The organism is Mesorhizobium sp. 1B3 (assembly GCF_050958605.1).
Classification (GTDB): Bacteria; Pseudomonadota; Alphaproteobacteria; order Rhizobiales; family Rhizobiaceae.
In genome coordinates, this window is sequence record NZ_JBJHDO010000003.1 from 365739 (window position 1) to 387965 (window position 22227).

General features: G+C 61.7%; 26 protein-coding genes. 20 read left to right on the forward strand and 6 right to left on the reverse strand.

What is annotated here, in order from left to right; translation table 11 throughout:
• The first annotated feature begins 2 nt into the window (after window positions 1–2).
• The 4 genes from ACCO56_RS10780 to ACCO56_RS10795 are packed head-to-tail and all read left to right on the forward strand — an operon-like array spanning window position 3 to window position 3581.
• Window positions 3–1097, forward strand: coding sequence for a CgeB family protein (locus ACCO56_RS10780; RefSeq protein ID WP_433640422.1), 1095 nt, complete (start codon window positions 3–5; stop codon window positions 1095–1097).
• Window positions 1098–1895, forward strand: coding sequence for a sugar phosphate nucleotidyltransferase (locus tag ACCO56_RS10785; protein WP_433640424.1), 798 nt, complete (start codon window positions 1098–1100; stop codon window positions 1893–1895).
• Window positions 1895–2656, forward strand: a complete 762-nt coding sequence (locus ACCO56_RS10790) for a TIGR04290 family methyltransferase (protein ID WP_433640890.1) — start codon at window positions 1895–1897, stop codon at window positions 2654–2656. Before ACCO56_RS10785 ends, ACCO56_RS10790 begins: the two co-directional genes overlap by 1 nt.
• Entirely contained in the window at window positions 2649–3581 is a 933-nt protein-coding gene (locus ACCO56_RS10795) for a beta-xylosidase (RefSeq protein ID WP_433640425.1), read from the forward strand. The genes ACCO56_RS10790 and ACCO56_RS10795 overlap by 8 nt, the downstream gene beginning before the upstream one ends.
• A gap of 45 nt (window positions 3582–3626) precedes the next feature.
• On the opposite strand, the gene ACCO56_RS10800 is transcribed toward ACCO56_RS10795, so the two are convergent.
• The gene (locus ACCO56_RS10800; protein WP_433640911.1) at window positions 3627–3788 is read right to left on the reverse strand and encodes a hypothetical protein; all 162 of its coding nucleotides are present in this window, start codon (window positions 3786–3788) and stop codon (window positions 3627–3629) included.
• Here ACCO56_RS10800 and ACCO56_RS10805 point away from each other — a divergent pair.
• Genes ACCO56_RS10805 through ACCO56_RS10820 form a run of 4 tightly spaced genes read left to right on the forward strand, consistent with a single transcriptional unit; the run spans window position 3756 to window position 7418 of the window.
• Window positions 3756–4460, forward strand: coding sequence for a PIG-L deacetylase family protein (locus ACCO56_RS10805; RefSeq protein ID WP_433640891.1), 705 nt, complete (start codon window positions 3756–3758; stop codon window positions 4458–4460). The two genes, ACCO56_RS10800 and ACCO56_RS10805, sit on opposite strands and share 33 nt — an antisense overlap.
• Complete coding sequence (locus tag ACCO56_RS10810) at window positions 4457–5521, forward strand: glycosyltransferase (RefSeq protein ID WP_433640427.1); 1065 nt, start codon at window positions 4457–4459, stop codon at window positions 5519–5521. Before ACCO56_RS10805 ends, ACCO56_RS10810 begins: the two co-directional genes overlap by 4 nt.
• Window positions 5518–6519 carry a GNAT family N-acetyltransferase gene (locus ACCO56_RS10815; RefSeq protein WP_433640428.1) on the forward strand — a complete coding sequence of 334 codons (1002 nt, stop codon included), beginning with the start codon at window positions 5518–5520 and terminating at the stop codon, window positions 6517–6519. Before ACCO56_RS10810 ends, ACCO56_RS10815 begins: the two co-directional genes overlap by 4 nt.
• Complete coding sequence (locus ACCO56_RS10820; protein WP_433640429.1) at window positions 6516–7418, forward strand: class I SAM-dependent DNA methyltransferase; 903 nt, start codon at window positions 6516–6518, stop codon at window positions 7416–7418. Before ACCO56_RS10815 ends, ACCO56_RS10820 begins: the two co-directional genes overlap by 4 nt.
• A gap of 12 nt (window positions 7419–7430) precedes the next feature.
• Here ACCO56_RS10820 and ACCO56_RS10825 read toward each other — a convergent pair whose 3' ends face one another.
• Window positions 7431–7691: a hypothetical protein gene (locus ACCO56_RS10825; protein WP_433640430.1), complete on the reverse strand. Its 261-nt coding sequence runs from the start codon at window positions 7689–7691 to the stop codon at window positions 7431–7433.
• 44 nt (window positions 7692–7735) lie between these two features.
• Here ACCO56_RS10825 and ACCO56_RS10830 point away from each other — a divergent pair, with 44 nt between their 5' ends.
• The 3 genes from ACCO56_RS10830 (at window position 7736) to ACCO56_RS10840 (ending at window position 8485) form a co-directional block, all read left to right on the forward strand.
• Complete coding sequence (locus tag ACCO56_RS10830) at window positions 7736–7954, forward strand: hypothetical protein (protein ID WP_433640431.1); 219 nt, start codon at window positions 7736–7738, stop codon at window positions 7952–7954.
• 68 nt (window positions 7955–8022) lie between these two features.
• Complete coding sequence (locus ACCO56_RS10835; RefSeq protein WP_433640433.1) at window positions 8023–8226, forward strand: hypothetical protein; 204 nt, start codon at window positions 8023–8025, stop codon at window positions 8224–8226.
• 13 nt (window positions 8227–8239) lie between these two features.
• Window positions 8240–8485, forward strand: a complete 246-nt coding sequence (locus ACCO56_RS10840) for a hypothetical protein (RefSeq protein WP_433640435.1) — start codon at window positions 8240–8242, stop codon at window positions 8483–8485.
• Between the two features lie 55 nt (window positions 8486–8540).
• Here ACCO56_RS10840 and ACCO56_RS10845 read toward each other — a convergent pair whose 3' ends face one another.
• The 4 genes from ACCO56_RS10845 to ACCO56_RS10860 form a co-directional block, all read right to left on the reverse strand.
• Window positions 8541–8993, reverse strand: coding sequence for a VOC family protein (locus ACCO56_RS10845; RefSeq protein WP_433640437.1), 453 nt, complete (start codon window positions 8991–8993; stop codon window positions 8541–8543).
• 194 nt (window positions 8994–9187) lie between these two features.
• Complete coding sequence (locus tag ACCO56_RS10850; RefSeq protein ID WP_433640438.1) at window positions 9188–10369, reverse strand: zinc-dependent alcohol dehydrogenase; 1182 nt, start codon at window positions 10367–10369, stop codon at window positions 9188–9190.
• Between the two features lie 215 nt (window positions 10370–10584).
• Entirely contained in the window at window positions 10585–10851 is a 267-nt protein-coding gene (locus ACCO56_RS10855) for a hypothetical protein (protein ID WP_433640440.1), read from the reverse strand.
• A 12-nt stretch (window positions 10852–10863) separates the two neighbouring features.
• On the reverse strand, window positions 10864–12264 hold the full coding sequence (locus ACCO56_RS10860; protein ID WP_433640442.1) for a UDP-glucose dehydrogenase family protein: 1401 nt from the start codon (window positions 12262–12264) through the stop codon (window positions 10864–10866).
• A 225-nt stretch (window positions 12265–12489) separates the two neighbouring features.
• On the opposite strand from ACCO56_RS10860, the gene ACCO56_RS10865 reads away from it, so the two are divergent.
• The 9 genes from ACCO56_RS10865 (at window position 12490) to ACCO56_RS10905 (ending at window position 22227) form a co-directional block, all read left to right on the forward strand.
• On the forward strand, window positions 12490–13596 hold the full coding sequence (locus ACCO56_RS10865) for an NAD-dependent epimerase/dehydratase family protein (RefSeq protein ID WP_433640443.1): 1107 nt from the start codon (window positions 12490–12492) through the stop codon (window positions 13594–13596).
• Window positions 13593–14693 (forward strand): NAD-dependent epimerase/dehydratase family protein, encoded by a 1101-nt coding sequence (locus ACCO56_RS10870; RefSeq protein WP_433640445.1) that lies wholly within the window; start codon window positions 13593–13595, stop codon window positions 14691–14693. The genes ACCO56_RS10865 and ACCO56_RS10870 overlap by 4 nt, the downstream gene beginning before the upstream one ends.
• Complete coding sequence (locus ACCO56_RS10875) at window positions 14690–15982, forward strand: TIGR04295 family B12-binding domain-containing radical SAM protein (RefSeq protein WP_433640447.1); 1293 nt, start codon at window positions 14690–14692, stop codon at window positions 15980–15982. Before ACCO56_RS10870 ends, ACCO56_RS10875 begins: the two co-directional genes overlap by 4 nt.
• Complete coding sequence (locus ACCO56_RS10880; protein ID WP_433640448.1) at window positions 15967–17070, forward strand: glycosyltransferase family 4 protein; 1104 nt, start codon at window positions 15967–15969, stop codon at window positions 17068–17070. Before ACCO56_RS10875 ends, ACCO56_RS10880 begins: the two co-directional genes overlap by 16 nt.
• Window positions 17071–17074: 4 nt before the next feature.
• Window positions 17075–18205 carry a CgeB family protein gene (locus ACCO56_RS10885; RefSeq protein WP_433640450.1) on the forward strand — a complete coding sequence of 377 codons (1131 nt, stop codon included), beginning with the start codon at window positions 17075–17077 and terminating at the stop codon, window positions 18203–18205.
• A complete protein-coding gene (locus tag ACCO56_RS10890) occupies window positions 18202–19296 on the forward strand; it encodes a CgeB family protein (protein ID WP_433640453.1) in 1095 nt (364 codons plus the stop codon). Before ACCO56_RS10885 ends, ACCO56_RS10890 begins: the two co-directional genes overlap by 4 nt.
• The gene (locus ACCO56_RS10895; RefSeq protein ID WP_433640455.1) at window positions 19293–20408 is read left to right on the forward strand and encodes a CgeB family protein; all 1116 of its coding nucleotides are present in this window, start codon (window positions 19293–19295) and stop codon (window positions 20406–20408) included. Before ACCO56_RS10890 ends, ACCO56_RS10895 begins: the two co-directional genes overlap by 4 nt.
• A gap of 29 nt (window positions 20409–20437) precedes the next feature.
• Entirely contained in the window at window positions 20438–21475 is a 1038-nt protein-coding gene (locus ACCO56_RS10900) for a UDP-glucuronic acid decarboxylase family protein (protein WP_433640458.1), read from the forward strand.
• A gap of 563 nt (window positions 21476–22038) precedes the next feature.
• Window positions 22039–22227: a hypothetical protein gene (locus ACCO56_RS10905; RefSeq protein ID WP_433640461.1), complete on the forward strand. Its 189-nt coding sequence runs from the start codon at window positions 22039–22041 to the stop codon at window positions 22225–22227.

Consider the following 22227-nt stretch of genomic DNA (forward strand, 5'->3'; position numbering starts at 1 on the left):
TCGTGAAGATAACGATCTTCGGGCTTACCGTGAGCTCGTCCTGGGGGAACGGCCACGCAACGCTCTGGCGGGGTTTGATCCACGCCTTCGCGCGCCGAGGATGGCGGGTCGTCTTCTTCGAGCGCGACGTGCCCTACTATGCCCGCACGCGTGATCTTGGCCACATGGAGGATGCCGATCTCGTTCTCTATTCCGACTGGGCCACAATCCACCAGCGTGCGGCACGGGAGATCGCCGACGCCGACGTCGCGATCGTCACCTCTTATTGTCCGGATGCACATCAGGCGACGCAACTGGTGTTGGAGGCGCCTTCGGCCCTTCGGATTTTCTACGACCTCGACACGCCCGTCACTCTGTCGAACGTGAAGAACGGACGGCGCCCCGAATATATCGGCCCCAACGGCCTGAAGGGGTTCGATCTGGCACTCAGCTATACCGGAGGATCGGCCCTCGACGAGTTGCGCTCATTGTTGGGAGCGTCCGAGGCTCGGCCATTCTATGGGCATGTCGACCCCGATAAACACCATCCCGAAATGCGCGATCCCTGCTTCGCCGGCGATCTTTCGTATCTCGGCACCTATGCCCAGGACCGACAGGAGGCCATTGAACGTTTCCTTGTCGAGCCGGCCTGGCGCCGCCCCGACTGCCGCTTTGTCATAGCGGGAGCTCAATACCCGCAAGACTTTCCTTGGGCGCCGAACATTTACTTCGTGCGGCATCTGCCGCCGCCCGACCATCCCCGCTTCTTCACGTCGTCAAGGCTCACCCTGAACGTAACTCGGCGGGCTATGGCAGAGATGGGCTGGTGCCCGTCCGGCCGGCTCTTCGAGGCTGCGGCTTGCGGAGCCGCCATTGTCACGGATGTCTGGCCCGGCCTCGACAGCTTCTTCGCGCCGGGCCGAGAAATCCTGCCGGTCGAAACAACCGAGGACGTGATTGCCGCGCTGGACATGACGGACCAAGAGTTGAAACGGCTTGGGGCAAACGCACGGGACCGGGTGCTTGCGGAGCATACCTCGGACAAGCGTGCCGCGGAACTCGAAACGATAATTGCGGATGCGAAGAGGTGCCCCGCCTCGCTTTCGGAGGTCGCCTGAATGCTCGGCATCATACCCGCCGCGGGACGTGGCAGCCGAATCCAGCCACTCGGCTTCTCCAAGGAGTTGCTTCCCGTCGGAAGCCGCTGGGACGGGCTGGGGGAGCGGCCACGCGCCGTGAGCGAGTACCTTGTTCAGCGCATGATAGAAGGCGGAGCAGACAAGCTTTGCTTCGTCATCGGCCCGGGCAAGTCGGACATTCTGGAATATTATGCCAGCGGCTATGGCGACATTCCCGCTGTCTTTGTCGTCCAGCCCGAGCCAGCCGGCCTGTGCGATGCGATCTTTCAGGCCGTATCGCTGGTCCGGCCGGAAGAGCCCGTCCTGATCGGGCTCCCCGACACGGTGTGGTATCCGTCCGACGGCTTTAGCGAACTCCCTGACGATTTGCTGGCGTTCCTGCTCTTCCCGGTCGATCGACCCGAATTCTTCGATGCCGTCGTTCTCGACGAGGGTGGCATCGTCCGCGAAATCCAAGTGAAGCAGCTAGGCGCGCAATCGAACTGGATCTGGGGCGCGTTCAAGATGCCTGGTCACGTGCTCAAGGATCTCCATGCCCTCTGGTGCGCCCGTGCACGACAGGACGAATATTTCGGCACGCTGGTCAACGCTTTCCTTACCGCGGGGGGCAAGGCGGTCGGAGTCAAGGCAGGCACGGCCTACGTGGACGTGGGCACGTTCGACGGCTATCGCGCCGCGATCAACCTGCTGACCCGAATGGCGGAAGGGGAAACCCAAGCCGTTCGGGATCACGCGGACGCTCATACCGACGGCGCGTTCAGGGAAAGGAGGGTATGATGCCGTTCTCCAGCGAGGAAATCCGTCGCCAGGTCGAGGCGCTCGGGCCATGGTTCCAGAACATCGATCTCGGGGGCATTGCCACGGCGCCGGATCATTATCTCGGCAACTATCCCTACGAGAAATGGCGTAAATTCGCGGATACCATCCCAACCGATCTTCGCGGCCGGACCGTCCTCGACATCGGCTGCAACGCCGGTTTCTATTCCATCGAGATGAAGCGGCGTGGTGCCGATCGGGTGCTCGGCGTCGACTTCGATGAAAGCTATCTCGCCCAGGCGAAATTCGCGGCCGACGTTGCAGGGACGGACATCGAGCTTCGCCTTCTGTCTGTCTATGACGTCGCGGCTCTCGGTGAAAAGTTCGACATCGTGCTCTTCATGGGCGTTCTCTACCATCTTCGCCACCCGTTGCTGGCGCTCGATCTCGTTCGCGAGCATGTCGTGGGCGATCTGATGGTGTTTCAGTCGATGCAGCGCGGCAGCAGTCGCGCCCCATCGCTGGAGGAGAACTACCCCTTCTGGAATTACGATCTCTTCGACAGCCCCGACTTCCCGAAGCTGCATTTCATCGAGCGCCGCTACGCGAACGATCCCACAAACTGGTGGATACCCAATCGCGCCTGCATTGAGGGCATGCTGCGCAGTGCAGGGTTCGAGATTACCGCGCATCCCGAGGACGAGGTCTACCTTTGCCACCCTGCCTCGGCCCCACAGGGCGAGGCAGCAGTCTATCCCGCGAAAGGACGCCAGCATGATTGAAGCGGCCATGATCTGGAACGAGCCAAACAACAAATCGCATTGGGATCCGGAGTTGGATCCGGAATGGTCTCGCTTTTCCGAAATGGCAATCATGGCTGCGGATGCGATCGCCGCGGAAAATGCGCATGTGACGAAATTGCTCGGCGGAATTTCGCCGATCGACCCCGGCTTTATGCGTCGAATGGGCGAGCACGGCGTTCTGAGCCGTGTCGATGCCGTGGCAGTCCATGGATTCCCGCTGGATTGGAACCTTTGGCAGATCGACGAGTGGCCACAAAAAATCGCCGAGATCCGCGCCGTCACCGAGATGCCGATCTGGGTCAGCGAAGTCGGGGTCTCGACCTTCGGCGCCGAGGAGGTACAGGTCTGGGGGCTCAAGCGAACGGCCGAGTTGCTGCTCGGCAAGGTGCCCCGAATCCAATGGTACAGCCTCTATGACTTACCGCAGGCATGGGGAGCAACCACGCGGCATCGCGAAGCAGAGGGTTCTTCATATTATCGGCATTTTTACATGGGGCTTTTGAGGGAGGACGGCACGCCAAAACCCTCACTGGAGCAGTTCGCAAAGCTGACGCCTGGAATGGGTATCGCGCAATGGTTCCACTTCGAAGACCCTCGCCTCGATGACGCCGTCGCCTGGATGAAGCGTCTCGGGATCACCAATCTGCGAACGGGACTGTCATGGGCAGACAGCTTCCGTCCGAACGCCCTCGCCTGGTTCGACCGCCAGATGGATGCGCTCGCCGACTTCGACCTCACGGTGACTTTTTGTTTCACGCCGGAGCACCGCGGATTGATGCCTCATCACACCAGCCCACCGCAGGTTCCCGAGGAGTTCGCGGAATTTTGCTCGGCGATGATCCGGCGCTATGCAGGCAACGCTCGGCCTCAGGCTGCAGAGGCCGTGCCATTGACTGCTGCATGATGACCCATGCGGATCGAGCGCCCCACCCACGCGGGGACAGCAGGCTCAGGGCCGGCCAGTGTCACCGCCTTTGCCGGGATGCTTGCCGCTGCCGGCCGCGGTCATCTCCGCGACAGCCCAATCATGATCGTCGTTGCTCATCCCGACGATGAGACGATAGGGCTCGGGGGCCATTTGGGCCGACTGCGTCCCGTGCGCATCGTTCATGTGACCGACGGCGCTCCGCACAACGGCGAAGACGCGGCCAGACTGGGATTTCCTACTCGAAGCGCGTACGCAGCCGCTCGCAAAGCCGAGGTTACGGCCGCTTTGGCCGAGGCCGGCATCGAAGCGGCTGCCCTGACCACATTCGGAATCCCTGATCAGGACGCCGCGCGGAACATGGCTTGGATCGCTTCGCAGCTGGCGATGTTGATTGCCGAAGTGCGGCCTCGCTTCATCTGCACCCATCCCTATGAAGGCGGGCACCCCGACCACGACGCCACTGCCTTCGCAGTCAGTGCCGCCTGCCATATGCTCGATGGGTCAGGGAGGCAATCGCCTGAAATCATAGAGATGGCGTCCTACCACGCCGGCGCGAACGGAACTGTCTTTCAGAATTTTTCTCCCGATCATGCCACGGCCATTTTGGAGATCCGGCTGAACGACACTGCAATCGCGCTCAAGCAGCGGATGCTGAAGCATTTCGTTACGCAGAAAAGGACGTTGGCGGCTTTTCCCCTGCAGACCGAACGCTTCCGCGCGGCCCCGGCCTACGATTTCTCACAAGCCCCGAACCACGGACTGCTGCTCTACGAGCAATGGCGGCTTGGCGTCACCTGGACTGAGTGGCTTCGGTTGGTTGGGGCGGCCGAGAGAGAGCTGGGCTGGAACGAATGAAGTTGACCATACTCAACGTGGCCTACCCGCTCGCGCCTGTCGGCCGCGACGCGGTCGGCGGTGCTGAGCAGGTGCTGACCGCTTTGGACGAGGCTTTGGTGGCAGCGGGGCACCGATCCATCGTTATCGCCGCCGAAGGCTCTCAAGTCGCTGGCACGCTGGTCCCGGTCAAAGCCGAAACCGGTGTCCTCGACGAAGCCTCCAAGGCGCGAGCCCAGTCGCGTCATCGCCGCGCGATCACGGCCGTGCGCCGGCGCTTCCTGATCGACGTGATGCACTTCCACGGCATCGATTTCCACGCCTACCTGCCGGAGGATGGCCCTACTTTGGTCACGCTGCATCTGCCACTCCGGTGGTACTCGCCTGAGGTGTTCGCGACCGGGCGTGGCGATCTGTGGATGCACGCCGTCTCCACGTCTCAGCACGAAACCGCGCCGGAAGGAGCGCGGCTTTGCCCGCCCATACCCAACGGCGTGGATATAGACACTCTCGATCGGCCGCACGCCAATCGTGGGTTTGCGCTTCTGCTCAGCCGCATTTGCCCGGAAAAAGGCGTGCATCTTGCGCTCGATGCAGCCCATGCAGCCCGAATGCCGTTGATCGTCGGCGGCCAGGTGTACCGTTACGAATGGCACGAGCGATATTTCGTCGACGAGGTTTTGCCACGCCTGGACAACAAGCGCCGATTTCTGGGGCCCCTCGGCTTCATCCGCAAACGCCGCTTCCTGAATGCGGCCCGATGCCTCGTCATACCGAGCCTCGCAGCAGAGACAAGCTCGTTGGTCGCGATGGAAGCCCTTGCCTGCGGAACGCCTGTCGTTGCCTTCCCGAACGGAGCTCTCCCGGACGTCGTGGAACACGGTCGAACCGGTTTCCTCGTCAACGACGTCGCGGAGATGGCCGATGCCATGGTTGCCGCAGGCGCCATCGACCGTGAGCTCTGTCGGGCGGAGGCACGCCGACGCTTCTCTCTCGACAGCATGACAGCGGCCTATTTCGATCTTTACAGGCAGCTTGCCCTGCTTGGTCGACGCAATCCGGCAACGAAGGCAGCGTCATGAGGGACGCGCGGCTACAGGTAGAGTTCATCGACAACGGCAAGGCGCTTCAAGCTCTCGCACGGCAATGGTGGGATCTCTGGGGCCGCTCGCCTGCCGCAACGCCTTTCCTGACGCCGGCATGGATGCTCCCCTGGTGGCAGCAATTCGCGCCCGGCCACCTGCGGACCGTGGCTGTGTTGCGAGGATCGCACCTTGTCGGACTTGCGCCGCTTTATCTGGAGCAAGACGGAGTGCGCGCGCGGCTCATGCCGCTCGGAATTCCGGTCAGCGACTATCTCGACGTCCTCGTGGATCCGTCTTGCCAAGGCGAGAGCGCCGCCTTGCTCATGGATAGTATTCTTGCGCTCCGCTGGGACAGGTTCGAACTCGAGGAGCTCTTGGAGGAAGCGACGGCGTGGAACCTGCCCTGCCCTTCGGCGGCATCTTCCGAGACAGGCCGGCAAGGCCGCTGTCCTGTGCTATATCTCGACTGCGCCGAAGACCTCGAAGGGGCGGTTCCAAGCCGAAGGCGCAGACAATTGCGCCGCGCCCTTCGCGCGGCCAAGCGCCGTGGCGAAACCGCAATCCAACGGGCAGAGTGTTCGCCGCGCGATTTTCTCGATCATCTCTTTCGCCTGCATCGCGCGTGCTGGGAACGGCGTGGCGAAGGTGGCGTATTGTGGGATCCTGCCGTGCAGGCTTTCCATCGAAAGGCGCTGCCGGGATTGGCAAAGGCCGGGCTGGCGCGCTGCTATCTCGTACGGATCGACGATGCCGTCGTCGGGGCCTACTATGGGTTCCTAAGCGGATCGAAGGCGTATGCCTATATCGGCGGCTTCGATCCAGACTTCGCCGAAGAGAGCCCCGGATCGATCTTGATCGGACATGCCTTGGCGGAAGCCGTGAGGGAAGGCGCGACCGAATTTCATTTCTTGCGAGGTGGGGAAGCCTACAAGTACAGCTGGGGTGCGGTCGACCGCTGGAACCGCCGTCGCACGTTCATTCGACTTGCCCCATGAACGACGAGCAACCATCGGAAAAGGCCATTTCCGAGGCACTGCGTGCCCTTTGCGATGGCGAACTTCCCCAGGAAATTGCGCTGATGCGGTTGGTTCTGGCTACGGAATCCGACGCCGAACTGGACCGCCACATCGAAGATGCAGCCCTCCGCGAGCCATCGATGGAAGAGCGCATCCGGACAATCGGCGTCTTGGCCCGGCAATATGCGCACGCTTGGCCGATGGTCAGAGCCGCCGCGTCCGCGGTGCAGCATCGCGCTTCCACCTGCGCCGAGACGAATGAGATTCTCGGGAAACTGGCAGCCGATTTCGACAAGGCTGCCGGGCTGTCACCCGAAGCCAGCGTCGCACTTTATTCATTCGGCGACGCCAACCGCCTGAACGCAGCGACCGCGGAACTCGTTGGATGGATGCGCGACGCTGGTCTCCTGCACGCAGAATACCGGATCCTGGATATCGGTTGCGGCATCGGCAGGCTGGAATGCGCGCTCAGCGGCAAATGCCGGGAGATCGTCGGCATCGACATTTCCAGAAGCATGGTCGACATCGCGCGCCGGCGGTGCTCAGGTCTTGCGGGCGTCGACATCCGGCTCGTCACCGGACTTGGCCTGCAAGAATTCGAAGACGCTTCCTTCGACCTGGTGATGGCGGTCGATACGATGCCCTATATCGTTTCGGCAGGCGCCAAGCTTGCGGGGCGTCATTTCGCTGATGCGGCGAGAATCCTACGTCCGGCCGGGAATCTTCTCGTCTTCAACTATTCTTATCGCGGCAATCCAGAAGCCGATCGAAGCGACGTTCGCCGGCACGCTGAAACCTACCGCCTGGAGATCGTCGCGGAGGGCTCGCAACCTTTTCGCCGCTGGGACGGCGCCGTCTTTCATCTCAGGAAAAACTGAATCCGCTACCGCTCAGCGCTTGGCGCTCGAATTCTCGTTGCGCTTGTCAGCCGTTGTAATCGGCCCCTTGGGAGCGTTGGAACCACCGCTCCATTGTTGTGCTTCACGAGCCTGATCGCCTCCGCGATGGGCGGGAGGAACGCTCTTATCGCTGCCGCTCGCGCGCTTGCCGGAAATTTTGTTCTGCCGATCTGCCATTGAGGCCTCCATCCTGGCGACCGAACTCCCGCCAATGGGAATGGTTCCGGTGCTCGGCAGTGTCGCGCGGAACATCGGGTCCGCTCCCCCGTTTGGCCAGAAACGGCAAGGAGAAAATCATGACCAATGCAGGGAAAAAGCATATGGGCCGAGGCACAAAGGGGAAGGGCAGCGGCAGCGGCGCCATGACCGACATCGCGAAGGACAAGGTCGAAGAGAACATGGTTCTCAGCAATCGCGACAAGGCGCAGCACACCAAGGAGCGGGGCCAGGACGGTCGCCAGATACAGACTGACCAATTCCAGGACCATGTGGGAAGCCGGCTTCCCAAGGAGTGAACCGCGAAAACGCCGGAACCTTTCCCCTGCCGGCGTTGTTGGCCTTCCAAATCACGGAGTGGACTGCAATGGCGAGTAATCATCCCAAGACCAGGAAGCCGAGCGACAAGGACCTTCGTGAGAACCCGGGCATCGGCACTTCCAAAGGAACGATCAAGCAGGGCGATGAAGCCGGGCTCGACGGCGACAATACGTTCGAAGGCGATGTCGAGAACGATACGACCGCAAGCGGCGGCGTGGATCCGACGCAGACCGGACGCACCAATAAATAGAGGCACACGACCCATGGCCGGCAAGAAAACGCACGAGCAGCAACTGCGCATCATCCAAGGACGCGAAAATACGCGGAACGCCGATGAAAGCTTCGACGCGGAAGCGGAGCTCAAGATGTCGAAGCAGCAGCGTGAAGCGCGCCGCAAGGGGCAGGATTTGCGCACCGACGTCGTCGACCTTTCCGATCCGGACGATCGGAATATGGTGCGCGGCGAGCAGCAGGAGAGCAGGCATTACAAGGAAAGATCCGACGACTAGCTCGGTACCGATCCTTGGCGCGCGACTTCGCCGTCATGCTCATGCTGAGCTAATTTTAAAGCTGATCGAGAATACCGGTGGCTTGCCCGAGCTCGATGAGATGCCCGTCAGGATCGCGCATGTAGCAGCGGATCTCGGCGCCGCGGTCTTTGGGCGGGGTAAGAAAGTCGGCGCCACGCGCCTTCCATTCGCGATAGACGGCCTGAATGTCCGCGACGCGAATGTTCAGCGCGCTTGTGAGCACGTGCGCGCTCTGGGGCGGTGAGGCAATGACATGCGGCTTGTCGTCGGTCGGGCCACCGCCGGAATTAAGGATGAGCCATGTGTTGCTCAGGCGCAGCGCCACAGGGTCGCGCTCCCGGACGACCTCGGCGCCCAGCACAGTGCGATAGAATTCGCGCGAACGGTCCTGGTCGGCGACTATCAGCAAATGCGTCACTACGAAACCTTCGCTTGGGGCCGGAAAGCCCTTGGTGTCCAAGTGAGCCGGTTTGGATGAGGTCGACATCGCGTCCTCCCTTATCAAGACGATCCATGTAGATCGGCTGTCGCAATCACAGCTTCCCGGCGCCGCGGCCTCATCTTCGGTGCCCGATTATGATGCGCCCTCCGACGCGTCCTGGCTTTACCCGAAGGACAGCCGCTCGGCGGTACCCGGAAATGCCGATGCCCCGTGACGCGATTTGGCGAACTGCCGACACGTCATGCTCCATGCGGCCGCATCACCACCTTGATGCACCCATCTTCCTTGTCGCGGAATTTTCGGTAGAGCTCAGGTCCGTCTTCCAGCGTGGCATCATGCGTGATCACAAAGGAAGGACGGATCTCATTCCGTTCGATCCTGGCAAGAAGCGGCTCCATGTAGCGCTGGGTATGGGTCTGGCCCATCCTGAAAGTCAGCCCTTTGTTCATCGCCGCTCCGAACGGGACGTGGTCGAGAAAGCCGACATAGACGCCCGGGATCGAGATTGTCCCACCCTTGCGGCAAGAGAAGATCGCTTCGCGCAGGACATGCGGCCGGTCGGTTCCGAGAAGCACAGAAGCTTTGACCTTGTCGAGCATCGCGTCCCAACTGGCGGTCGCGTCCGATTCCGTGCCCACGCAATCGACGCACCGGTCGGGGCCGCGCCCGCCCGTCATCTCCATCAAGGCGTCATAGACTTTCACCTGGCTGAAATCGATCGTTTCCGCCTTCCCTTCCGTACGAGCAAGATCGAGCCGTTCCGGCACCTGGTCGATTGCGATCACTCGGCCGGCACCCAGCATCCATGCGCTCTTGATAGCGAACTGGCCAACGGGACCGCATCCCCAGATCGCAACGGTATCGCCCTCCTCGATTCCAGCATTTTCAGCGGCCATATAGCCCGTTGGGAAGATATCCGAGAGGAAAAGAACCTCGTCATCTGAGAGACCGTCGGGTATCTTGATCGGACCGACACTCGCATAGGGAACGCGCAGATATTCTGCCTGTCCGCCCCAGTAGCCGCCCGTCATATGAGAATATCCGAACAGGCCAGCGGGAGAGTGCCCCATCACTTTGATCGCCTGCTCGGCATTGCGATTGGATCGATCGCAAAGGGAATAAAGCCCCTTCTGGCAGAAATAGCATTCCCCGCAGGAGATGTTGAACGGCACCACGACACGATCGCCCACCTTGAACTTCGTGTGCGACTTGCCGGCTTCGACCACTTCGCCCATCGTCTCATGACCCAGCACGTCACCGCTTTGCATCGTCGGCATGTAGCCGTTCATGAGATGGAGGTCGGACCCGCAGATGGCACAAGCCGTAACCTTGATGATAATGTCATCGTCTGCTTCGATACGCGGATCTTCCACGGTATCGCATCTTATGTCGCCCTTGCCGTGCCAGCACAATGCGCGCATCGTGGAGCCTCCGCCGCTATCATTGTCGAAGGGTCGAACCCGCTCTCGTCCCGATTGTTCCGTCCGCGTCGCCGGACGCCGTAGGCTTGTTGTCTGCGGAACGAAAGAACGGGTGCGGGGTGCCTCGCAAAGCAATCCAACTCAAACGTTTGCCGGCCTTCCAACCCCGGAAGGAAGCAATCGCAGCCGAAGGGGCGAGCCGCCGGCTCGACGGCCTACCCGTTCCGCTCTACGAATTTGTTGAAGCGGCTCGTCTTCCCGTCGTCCGTTTTGTCCTGTCGCAGGAAGGCGAGATTATTCTTCTCGAAGATATCGAAGAACTCCTCCCATTCGATGGCATCGAGCTCTTCTTCTGGTTCACCAAAGTCGATCCGTAAAATACCGCCGCTGCCGGACGTGCGCACCTTTGCCGGACGTCCTTGCCGCGCTTCGGTCCATTTACGTATTTCGTCGTGGTCCGTCGTGGTGGTTGCTTGGCTCATGCTCTTGTTCCTTCATCTTACCGGCCGTCGAGCAACAGCTGCGCCTCGAAGGGTGGGGAGATGAACACGCTCTCCGGCCGGCTTTGCTGCGGTTGCAGGCGCGACCCGCGGCACGGCAGGTCTGCCGAGGCTGACATAACGAAAGCCTTGGCTGGCAACGTGGTGAGGGTCCATCAAGTTCCGACAGTCGAAGATCGTCGAACCGCGCATGTGCCGAGCCAGTAGCGAGAGATCCAGCGTCCGGAACATCTCCCACTCGGTCAAGATGGCGACAAGATCGACGCCGCTGCAAGCCGCGTAGGGATCGTCATGCCAGGCAACGTCTTTGACGATCCGGGAGGCGTTGGCCCGGGCCCATGGATCGAACGCGCGCACCGAAACGCCTGCGGCCTTCAGGATCGGGATGATCGTCAGGGCGGCCGAGTCCCGTACGTCGTCCGTATCGGCTTTGAAAGCGACCCCGAGCACCGCCACCCGCGCATGAGACAATCCATGCAACTCTGCGAGTATCCTCTTCGCCATCTGATGCTTGCGGGTTTGATTGCGTGTCACCAGCGTTTCGATAAGAGGCTGCGGACACGAAAATTTCCGACCCGCGGCGGCAAAGGCTTCCGTGTCCTTCGGAAAGCAGGAACCTCCGAAACCGGGCCCGGGAGAGAGGAATTGCGGCCCGATGCGGCGATCGAGGCCGACGCCCTTGACCACGGCGTTGATATCGGCTTCGGCCTCTTCGCAGAGATCGGCGACATCGTTGATAAAGCCCACCTTCAAAGCCAGGAAGGCATTGGCGGTATATTTGATCAGCTCGGCATTCACAGTGCTGGTCACAACCAGCGGCACGCCTTGATCGATCAAGGGGCGATACAGCTCCGTGAGGCGCGCAGCCGGCTCCGGATCATCGGCGCCGATCACGATGCGGTCCGGCTCAAAAAAATCCCGAACGGCAGAACCTTCCCGCAGGAATTCAGGGTTGGACGTGATCCAGAAATCGAGCCCGCGGCGCCTCTCCGCGATGACTTCGCGAATGAGGCGGGCGGTCCCAACCGCCACCGTTGACTTTATCGTGACAACGGTCTTGGGCCTGATGGCGCGGGCGATTTCTCGGGCGACCGCCTTCACATGGGTAAGGTCGGCATCGCCGCCTGCCCCTCTCGGGGTCCCTACGGCGATCAACACCGCCTCCGCCCGAGCGGCTGCCTTCGCCACGTCGGTGGTGAATTGCAGTCGTCCCGAAGCACGGTTTCGGTCGATGAGCGCATCCAATCCCGTTTCGCGGATGGGGACGTTTCCTTCGTCCAACATGGCGATCTTCGAAATGTCCACGTCCACGCAGGTGACCGTATGGCCCAGTTCCGCGACGCAGGCTGCGGTCGTCAGCCCGACATAGCCTGCTCCGATGACAGCGACTTGCATGTGGCGCCTTCCCTAACTGATGGCAGAAGCGCGTCCTAACAATGTACCTTGAGGTAAGTTCCTTCGGAGAACCGACAGCATTTCGCCCGCCCGATCTGATGGTTGGGCGCTTCAGAGGCCGTTGAACGGCCGAAGAACACGGCCACATGCCAATTCCGGGCTGTAGGGAACAAACCTTTCACCTCAGGGTTCGGCGCAGGAACAAACCTGCCCGAGGGAGAGGTCGTGGAACGAATTCTCATTACCGGAGGCGCCGGTTTCATCGGCCGCCATGTCGCAAGGGAATTACTGGCGAACGGGTACGAGGTGCGGATCCTCGACAGCCTGGTCGAACAGGTCCACGGCGACGACGCCCTTGCGATCGAAAGTGGTGCCAGCCTGATCAAGGCCGACATTCGGGATCCGATCGCCGTAGCGCGCGCGTTGAGCGACATCGACGCCGTGATCCATCTCGCCGCCGAAGTCGGCGTCGGTCAATCTATGTACGAAATCGCGCGCTATGTCGGCGCGAACGAACTCGGCACGGCGGTGCTTCTGGAAGCCATGATCAAGCGCCCGGTCAGGCGTATCGTGGTGGCCTCCTCCATGAGCGTCTATGGCGAAGGCCTGTACCAGACCTCTAACGGCGAGCGCCTTCAGAGCGTACGACGCGAGCCCGAGCGCATCAAAAAGGGCTTGTGGGACCCGATCGCCGAGGATGGCTCCGCCCTTTCCCCCGTCGCTACGCCGGAGGACAAGCCCGTCGATCTAGCCTCCGTTTACGCTCTGACCAAGTATGCGCAGGAACGCCTGGTCCTTATTTTTGGCGAAGCGTATGGCGTCGACGCTGTTGCCCTGCGCCTCTTCAACGTCTTCGGTCCGGGCCAGGCGCTGTCAAATCCTTACACCGGCGTCCTTGCAAATTTTGCTGCCCGCCTGGCCAACGGGCAACCACCCCTGATCTTTGAGGACGGCGAACAACGGCGCGATTTCGTCCACGTTCAAGACGTCGCCAAGGGCTTTCGACAGGCTTTGGAGCAGCCCCGCGCCCAAGGCCAGGTATTCAACCTCGGCAGCGGCCGTTCCTATCAGATCAAGGAAGTCGCCACCGCACTCGCGGAAGCTATGGGCGTGCCGGAGATTCGTCCCGAGATCATGCAGAAGGCCCGCACCGGCGACATTCGCAATTGCTTCGCAGACATTTCGAAGGCGCGCGAAATGCTTGGGTTCGCTCCACGGCATACGCTGGAGAATTCACTCGAAGAGCTTGTGCTTTGGATCCGTGGCACGACTGCGGTCGATCGTGGCGATGCAATGAAGCGGGAACTGGAAGCCTTGGGGCTGGTATCATGACGGTGCGGAGCCAGAAAGCGCTCGGCTCGGACCAAATGTGGAAACGGCCCGTCGCCGTGATCGGCGGCTGCGGCTTCATCGGCTGCAACCTCGCCGATAGCTTGCTGTCGGACGGTATCGCCGTTCTCGTCGCGGACAATCTCAGCCGGCCAGGTGTCGAGCAGAATCGCGATTGGCTGACAGCGCGGCATGGCCAATTGGTCGAATTTCGTCGGACAGATGTCCGAAATACGGAAGCGATCGGCGCAATCCTTGCTGATGTCGATGCGGTATTCCACCTCGCTGCCCAGACTGCCGTCACGACCAGCCTTGTTCGACCTGTCGAGGATTTCGAGATCAATGCCAGGGGCACGCTCAATGTTCTCGAAGCGGCGCGCGCTACGGGCAGGCAGGTGCCGGTGATCTTCGCCAGCACGAACAAGGTTTATGGCGCTCTGGACGATGTCGCCATGATCGAATGCGACGACCGTTTCATACCCGAACGATCCGACTTGCGGACTCATGGAATCGATGAAAGCCGCGGACTCGACTTCTGCACGCCCTATGGATGCTCGAAGGGCGTCGCCGACCAATATGTCCTTGACTACGCCCGTTCATTCGGCGTGCCGGCAGCGGTCCTCAGGATGAGCTGCATCTACGGTCCCCACCAGTTCGGCACGGAGGATCAAGGCTGGGTCGCGCATTTCCTGCTGCGCGCCCTGGTCGGCGATCCCATCACCATTTACGGCAATGGCAAGCAGGTTCGCGACATCCTTCACGTGTCGGACGCGATCGGCGCCTACCGACACGCGCTCGGCGCCATCCACGAGATTAGCGGTCAGGCGTTCAACCTGGGCGGTGGCGTGAACAATGCCGTCAGTTTGAAGCTGCTCCTCTCCGAGATCTGCCGTTTTGTCGGACATGAAGTTTCCGTCACTTATGCCGATTGGCGCACGGGTGATCAGCCATATTTCGTGGCCGACACGCGCAAGCTGCAGACCGCGCTCGGCTGGCGGTCGCGTGTCTCCTGGCGCGATGGGGTGCGCCAACTCGCCCGTTGGCTGGCCGAGCACCGCCTCCAGGACCCGGCATCCCAGGACAGGAGGATCACCGCATGAAAGTCGCCCTGGTGAATCCATGTTGGACCTATGAAGGCAGCATCTATTTCGGCTGCCGTCATCCGCATCTGCCACTAGAACTCGGCTATTCCCGAGCGCTGCTCGAGACCGACGGCCATGAGGTCCTGATGCTCGACGGCCAGCTTCAAGGCCTCGACAATCACGCCCTTGCCGGACGCGTCCGGGAATTCGCGCCCGACATGACGGTCGTCACCACGGCTCCGACCTATCTTTTCTGGCGCTGCGCCCCGCCTGAACTGCGCGTGCCCGCGGAATTCCTCGATCTGGTCGGGGCGAAGCGAGGCCGCACCGTCGCCGTCGGTCCTCACGGCTCCGTAACGCCCGGACCGACCTTGCGCAAGCTCGGGGCGGATATCGTGGTCCGAGGCGAATGCGAGGAAGTCGTCGCATCGCTCGCTCGGAACGAAAAGTGGGACCGCATCAAATCGACGGCATATTTCAGCGGCGAACAACTCGTGGTGAATGGCCCGGTCCACGCCAGCAGCTTCGTCGACCATCCGGCGCTGCGCTGGCCCCGGGACTGGCTGTCGCGGCATGAGCATCACCACCACCGTTTCGATGACGACCAGGTTGGCCTCGGCGCGGAAGTCGAAGCGTCCCGCGGTTGCCCCTATAACTGCAGCTTCTGCGCCAAGATCGACTATCGCGACGCATATCGCCGCCGCAACCATCAGGCTGTCGTCGACGAGATCGATCATCTCATCGAGCAAGGCGTAGGCTACGTCTATTTCATCGATGAGATATTCCTGCCGCAGAAGGCCCTTCTCGAAGCACTCGTCGAGCGGGATATCCGCTTCGGCGTGCAGACGCGCATCGATCTTTGGAAACCAGATCTCCTGGAACTCCTGGGGGCTGCTGGTTGCGTTTCGGTCGAAGCAGGCCTGGAAAGCCTCACCGTCGAGGGCAGAGAGATGCTGGCCAAGCGCTGCCGGCTCGGCACCGAGGAACTGGTGGAACTTCTAATCCGCGCCCGGCGCCATATTCCGTTCGTGCAAGCCAATCTGATCGGTGTGATCGAAGACGAACAAGAGCTCGTCGATTATTGGCGAGGCCACCTGATCGCGAACGGCGTGTGGGCCAACGAGCCTGTGCCGCTCTATCCGTATCCCAGCTCCCCGCGCTATCGAGAGCTGTGGGGCGAGCCGGACGATCATGCCTGGGAGCGAGCCCACGAACACTATCTGGCTTCGTTCCACACCTTCAGCGACATCCAGGAAAAGCGGCCCCGGCCTCTGGCTGAACTGGAGGCGTCATGCTGCGGCGCATGAACCGCCCGCCAGGCCGGATCCTGATGACCCTCGACGCGGTCGGGGGCGTCTGGCGTTATGCGCTCGACCTTGCTCGCGGCCTCAAGGCTGAAGGCTGTGCGGTCGTTCTGGCAGGGCTGGGTCCTGCCCCCTCCCCCTCACAACGCCAGGAATGCGAAGCAATCGGCAAGGTCGTGTGGTGCAGGACCCCTCCGGACTGGATGACGCATTCAGAGAAAGAATTGGACGGTTTTCCCGAGGAACTCGAAGCGCTTGTCGACGAATATGACGTGGATCTCGTTCATCTCAACTGCCCGTCTCAGGCTTGCGGCATCGGGTTTCGTTGCCCCGTGGCAATCACATCGCACTCCTGCGTCGTCACCTGGTTTCAGGCCGTGCGGGGCACGGAAGTACCGCAGGACTGGCGCTGGCACTACAGCCGGAACCGCTCGGGCCTAGACCGGGCGGACGTGGTGATTTCACCGAGCGCCGCCCATGCAGCACTGATGCAGACATGTTACGGCCCGATCGACAGGATGCAGGTCGTCCATAACGCTACCGCCAGGGCTCCTGCCGCTTCGTCGCGAGAGAATTTCGCCTTCGCGGCGGCACGCTGGTGGGATGCCGGGAAGAATGGAGCCGTGCTTGACGACGCTTCCGGCGATGCCGCGTGGCCCATTTACTGTGCCGGACCGGTGGAAGGCCCAAACAGGCAGCGGTTCGAATTCCGCCGAGCCTGTCTATTAGGCGAATTGGACAATCGCGAGATCAGAGCCCTCATGGCACGGGCCGGGATCTTCGTTTCGCCTTCACGGTACGAGCCGTTTGGGCTGGCAGCGTTGGAGGCGGCGCGATCCGGCACGCCGATGATCCTTGCCGACATCCCTACCTACCGCGAGCTTTGGGATGGCGCCGCCTTGTTCTTTGCTGCCGACGACCCCACGGCGCTCGCCGGAGCGATGAACCTGCTCGCGGCAGACGGTCCTCTGCGGCGAAGGCTGGGATCGGCGGCGGAGCGCCGGGCAAGGAGCTACTCCTTCGACCAACAGGTCCGAAGGACACTGGTGGCTTATGAGAGCGCCACTCAACGTTCCCTAGCGAGGGGATAGCGACATGCGTTTCCTCTTCTACACCCACTCGCTCGTCTCCGATTGGAACCATGGTAACGCTCACTTCTTGCGCGGCTTGATGCGCGAGTTGATTTCCCGGGGTCACGAGGCCTTGGCGCTCGAGCCGGAGTCAGGCTGGAGTCGATCGAATCTGGTGGCCGAGCACGGGCCGATGGCGGTCGAGCGCTTTCGGCGGGATTTTCCCGAACTGATCGCTCACCTCTATGGCGACAGTTTCGATCACGAGGCTTGGCTTGCCGACGCCGACGTGGTGGTCGTCCACGAATGGACCGATCCCTCCCTGGTGGAACGGATCGGGCGCGCCCGTCGCCTCGGTGGCCGCTTCACCCTGCTTTTCCACGACACCCACCACCGCGCAGTCTCGGCGGGCCATGAGATCTTCAGTCTCGTCTTGGAAGACTATGACGCAGTGCTCGCCTTTGGAGAAACGTTGCGCGCCCGCTATGTCGATGCCGGCTGGGGAAGAAACGTCTTTACCTTCCACGAGGCGGCCGACCAGCGGCTGTTCAGGCCTTGCCCCGCCGAAGCCAAGACCGGCGACCTGATATGGATCGGGAATTGGGGCGATGATGAACGCACCTCGGAGATTGCATCCTTCCTGATCGAGCCGGCCCGCAGCCTCGGTTTGGCGACGACGGTGCGGGGCGTCCGTTATCCCGACAAAGCTCTCCGCGCGCTTGCTCAAGCCGGCATCCGGCATGACGGGTGGATCGCAAACGCGGACGTACCGGCTGCCTTCGCCCGGCATCGCGTCACGATGCACATACCACGGAGGCCCTATAGGGAGGCGCTGCCAGGAATCCCGACGATCAGGGTCTTCGAGGCGCTGGCCTGCGGTATCCCTCTCATATCGGCGCCCTGGGACGATGTGGAGCAACTTTTCCACCCCGGGCGCGATTTCCTCACGGCCCGCGACAGCCGGGAAATGTCGGCACATTTGAGGGACATCCTGCACGACGCGTCCCTGTCGGATGCCCTTGTGGCGGCAGGCCTGGAAACGATTGCTTCCCGCCACACATGCCAGCACCGGGTAGACCAACTCCTTTCCATTCTCGCCGACTGCGGGACAGCACGAGTCGTCAGCCAACTCGCTGCCAAGGAGGCCGCTCAATGAATATTGCTTTTTATGGATCCAGTATCCTTTCTTCATATTGGAATGGCGCCGCAACTTACTACCGGGGTCTCCTGCGCGCGCTCGCGGCTCACGGATACGAGATCACCTTCTACGAGCCGGATGCATACGACCGGCAGAAGAACCGGGACATCGAGCCGCCGGACTGGTGCTCGGTCGTCGTCTACGAGGCCACGCCAGAAGCCTTGAGACGGGTTGCCCAGCGAGCTGCTCAGGCAGATATCGTCGTCAAGGCAAGCGGAGTCGGCTTCGAGGACGAAGCGTTGTTGGAAGCCATCCTGTCGCACGCCCGGCCAGAGGCGCTCAAGGTGTTCTGGGATGTGGATGCGCCTGCGACGCTGGCCCAGTTGCGGGCGGAGCCGGATCACCCTTTGCACGCGATGCTGGGTCGGCTTGATCTTGTTCTCACCTATGGCGGTGGTGAGCCCGTCGTCTATCAGTATCGCTCCGCCGGAGCGCGCGAATGCGTGCCGATCTACAACGCGCTCGATCCGGGGACGCACCATCCGGTATCTTCCGACGAGCGCTTCTCTTGCGATCTAGCTTTTCTCGGCAACAGGCTCCCGGATCGTGAACGGAGGGTGGAGGCGTTCTTCCTCGAACCCGCAGTGAGCCTGCCGGGGCGGCGCTTCGTGATCGGCGGGTCGGGCTGGCACGACAAACCAATGCCGCCCAACGTCGTTTCGTTGGGTCATGTCGGAACGAATGACCACAATGCCTTCAATGCCACGCCGCTCGCGGTCCTCAATATCAGCCGCGACAGCATGGCCGAGAACGGGTTTTCCCCGGCGACCCGAGTCTTCGAAGCGGCAGGGGCAGGCGCCTGCCTGATCACGGATGCCTGGCTCGGCCTCGAATTGTTCCTCAAGCCTGGAGAGGAGGTCCTTGTCGCCCGCGACGGCGGGGACGTGGCGGAAATCCTCGATGGCCTTACCGCCAACCGCGCCGCGCAGATCGGGCGCGCCGCATTGCAACGAGTGCTGCGCGAACACACCTATGCGCACCGGGCGGTCGATACCGATCGGATTTTTCGGGAATTCGCGAAACGCCCGAAACTGGAGGCCGCCGAATGACCGGCAAGCCTCTCCGCATCGTCTTCATCGGCCTGTCCTTGTCTTCGTCTTGGGGCAATGGGCACGCGACGACCTTTCGTGCGCTTATGCGCGCGCTGCAACGGCGAGGACATGAACTCGTCTTTCTCGAGCGAGACGTGAGCTGGTATGCGCGCAATCGCGATTTGACGGACCCCGAATTCTGCGAGCTCCGGTACTACGATACGGTTGCCGATCTCCTCGGCCGATACGGGGCGACGATCCGATCCGCCGACGCGGTCATCATCGGATCGTATGTCCCCGAGGGGGTTGCGGTCATCGACCAGGTGGCCGGCCTGGCCACCGGCCGGCTCTGCTTCTACGACATCGATACTCCGGTTACGCTCGCCAAACTCTCCGCCGGCGAGCATGACTATATCGCCAATCGTCAGGTGCAGCTCTTCGATACCTATTTTTCCTTCACCGGCGGCCCAACTCTCAGGCGCCTCGAGCGGGAATACGGCGCGCGCAGAGCCCTGGCGCTTTACTGCTCCGTCGACTCCGATCGCTACAGGAACACCGGAGAGCCGCATCGCTGGGATCTCGGGTATCTCGGCACCTACAGCCCTGATCGCCAGGAAATTCTCGAGCGCCTGCTGATCGAGCCGGCCCGCCGAATGCCGGGTCGGCGCTTCGTCGTGGCCGGCCCGCTCTATCCGCCGGAAATCGACTGGCCCGGCAACGTCGAGCGCATCGAGCATCTACCGCCGCAGGATCATCCTTCCTTCTATAGCCGCCAGCGCTTCACCCTCAACGTCACGCGCGCGGACATGATCGCGGCCGGGTGGTCCCCCAGCGTCCGCCTCTTCGAGGCGGCGGCCTGTGGAACGCCTGTCATCAGCGACGTCTGGAATGGTCTTGGAGATTTTTTCCCTCTCGGCGAGGCTATCCTTACGGCATCATCATCGGCGGCGGTCGTGCGGATCCTTCAGACCACCAGCAGCGCTGCGCGCGCGAAGCTTGCAGCCCGCGCCCTGACGAAAGTTCTAGCCGAACATACCGCGGCGGTGCGCGCCCGAGAGTTGGAAGCCTCCCTGGCGCCGCAATGCGCTTCGGCCTTGGTGAGCGCCAATGTGGGCGAGCACGCATTCTGACGTTCCAAGGACATTGGAAAGGACTGACGATGCCGACAGCTGGCAAGTCAACTGGAGCAGGAACAGCAATCGTGGCGGGCGGGGCCGGCTTTCTGGGCTCGCATCTTTGCGAATGGCTGCTCCAGAAAGGACATCGTGTGGTCTGCGTCGACAATTTTTTGACCGGTGCCACAGGCAACCTCGTAGCGTTGCGCAATCATGCGCGCTTCAGTCTGGTGGAGCGAGACATCTGCCGTCCGCTCGACCTCCGCGGCAGGATCGACCAGATCTACAACCTCGCTTGCGCAGCTTCGCCTCCACGCTATCAGGCGGATCCTATCCATACGATGCGAACCTGCGTGCTTGGCACTCTCAATCTCCTGGACCTCGCCGAGCGCAGCAATGCGCGCTTCGTCCAGGCGTCGACCAGCGAAGTCTACGGGAATCCTGAGCAGCACCCGCAGCGGGAAGACTATTGGGGCAATGTCAACTGCACGGGTCCTCGTGCCTGCTATGACGAAGGCAAGCGGGCGGCGGAAACTCTTTGTTTCGACTTCCTGCGCGAGGGCCGCACCGATGTCCGCGTGGCCCGCATTTTCAATACCTATGGTCCGCGTATGCAACGGGACGACGGTCGAATCGTCTCAAACTTCATCGTGCAATCGCTCGCCGGAAGTCCCCTGACGATCTATGGGGATGGCTCCCAGACACGCTCCTTCTGCTATGTCTCGGATCTCGTTCGCGGACTCGTCGCCCTGATGGAGGTCGAACGCAATCCGGCGATCCCGATCAATCTCGGCAATCCGCGGGAATTCACGATCAGTGAGCTGGCGAGCCTCGTCCTCGAGGCGACGGGGTCCCGATCGGGCATGTCATTCCTGCCCCTACCCGAAGATGATCCGCAGCGTCGTAAGCCCGACATCTCGTTGGCTCGGCGCCTGCTTGGTTGGGAACCCTCGGTTCCACTGGAGGAAGGCCTCAACACCACCATTCGCTATTTCAGGCAGCAGACAGCTGATCGGCCTGCGCGCACTGCCACAGGCGGTCCTGCGGTCATCGAAGGCGTACCGATGAACTCGGACCGATAATCACCTTCCCGCATCGCAGCAGGAACAATCCGCGCCCTTCGCAGTTAGGCCGCAGGATGCCCCTTCCCTCCGACAGCGACAGTCTAGGGGGTCATCTCATCAGCAGACCGGCCGGCGCCATGCAGGCCGGTCTGTTCACATAGAGCGCATGAATGCAAAGCGCCGCGATCGGCTGCGGCGCTTTACATCTTGGAGATAGTGGCAGAGCGCCCAACGAATGACGCTATACGACGCCAATTGGGCGCAACTGCTCTAGCGTTGGTTTCCGCCCCCTTGGCCACCCCGGCCCTGGTCCCGATCGCTTTGCCCGCCTTGCTGCTGCCGGCCGCCTTGGCCACCGCCTTGCTGCTGCTGACCTTTTCCGCGTTGATCGTCGTCGCGTTTGGAACCCATGCCTTTCTTCTGATCTTGCTGATTTGCCATGCTGATACTCCTTCTCTGGCCCGCCGAAAGGCGGGTCCCCTCCCAATCGAAGTAAGCAGTATTTGTTCCGGCAACCTCTTGCATTTTCCCGCGATGAGTACAAACTGCATGGAACGACTAACAAATGTTATGGAGAGTTCATGGGCCGCAGCGCGGCGATGGTTCCTGAAAGGGACGAAAAGGCCGTCGAGGTAACTACCCTCGACGAGGAAATCGCTATGATCTTGACGGCAATCGAAGAGGAGACGGTCCCCGAGCGTCTCACCAATCTCGCCATCGACCTGCAACAAGCGCTGACGCAGCGAAAGCAACGCCAGAATCCGAGTTAA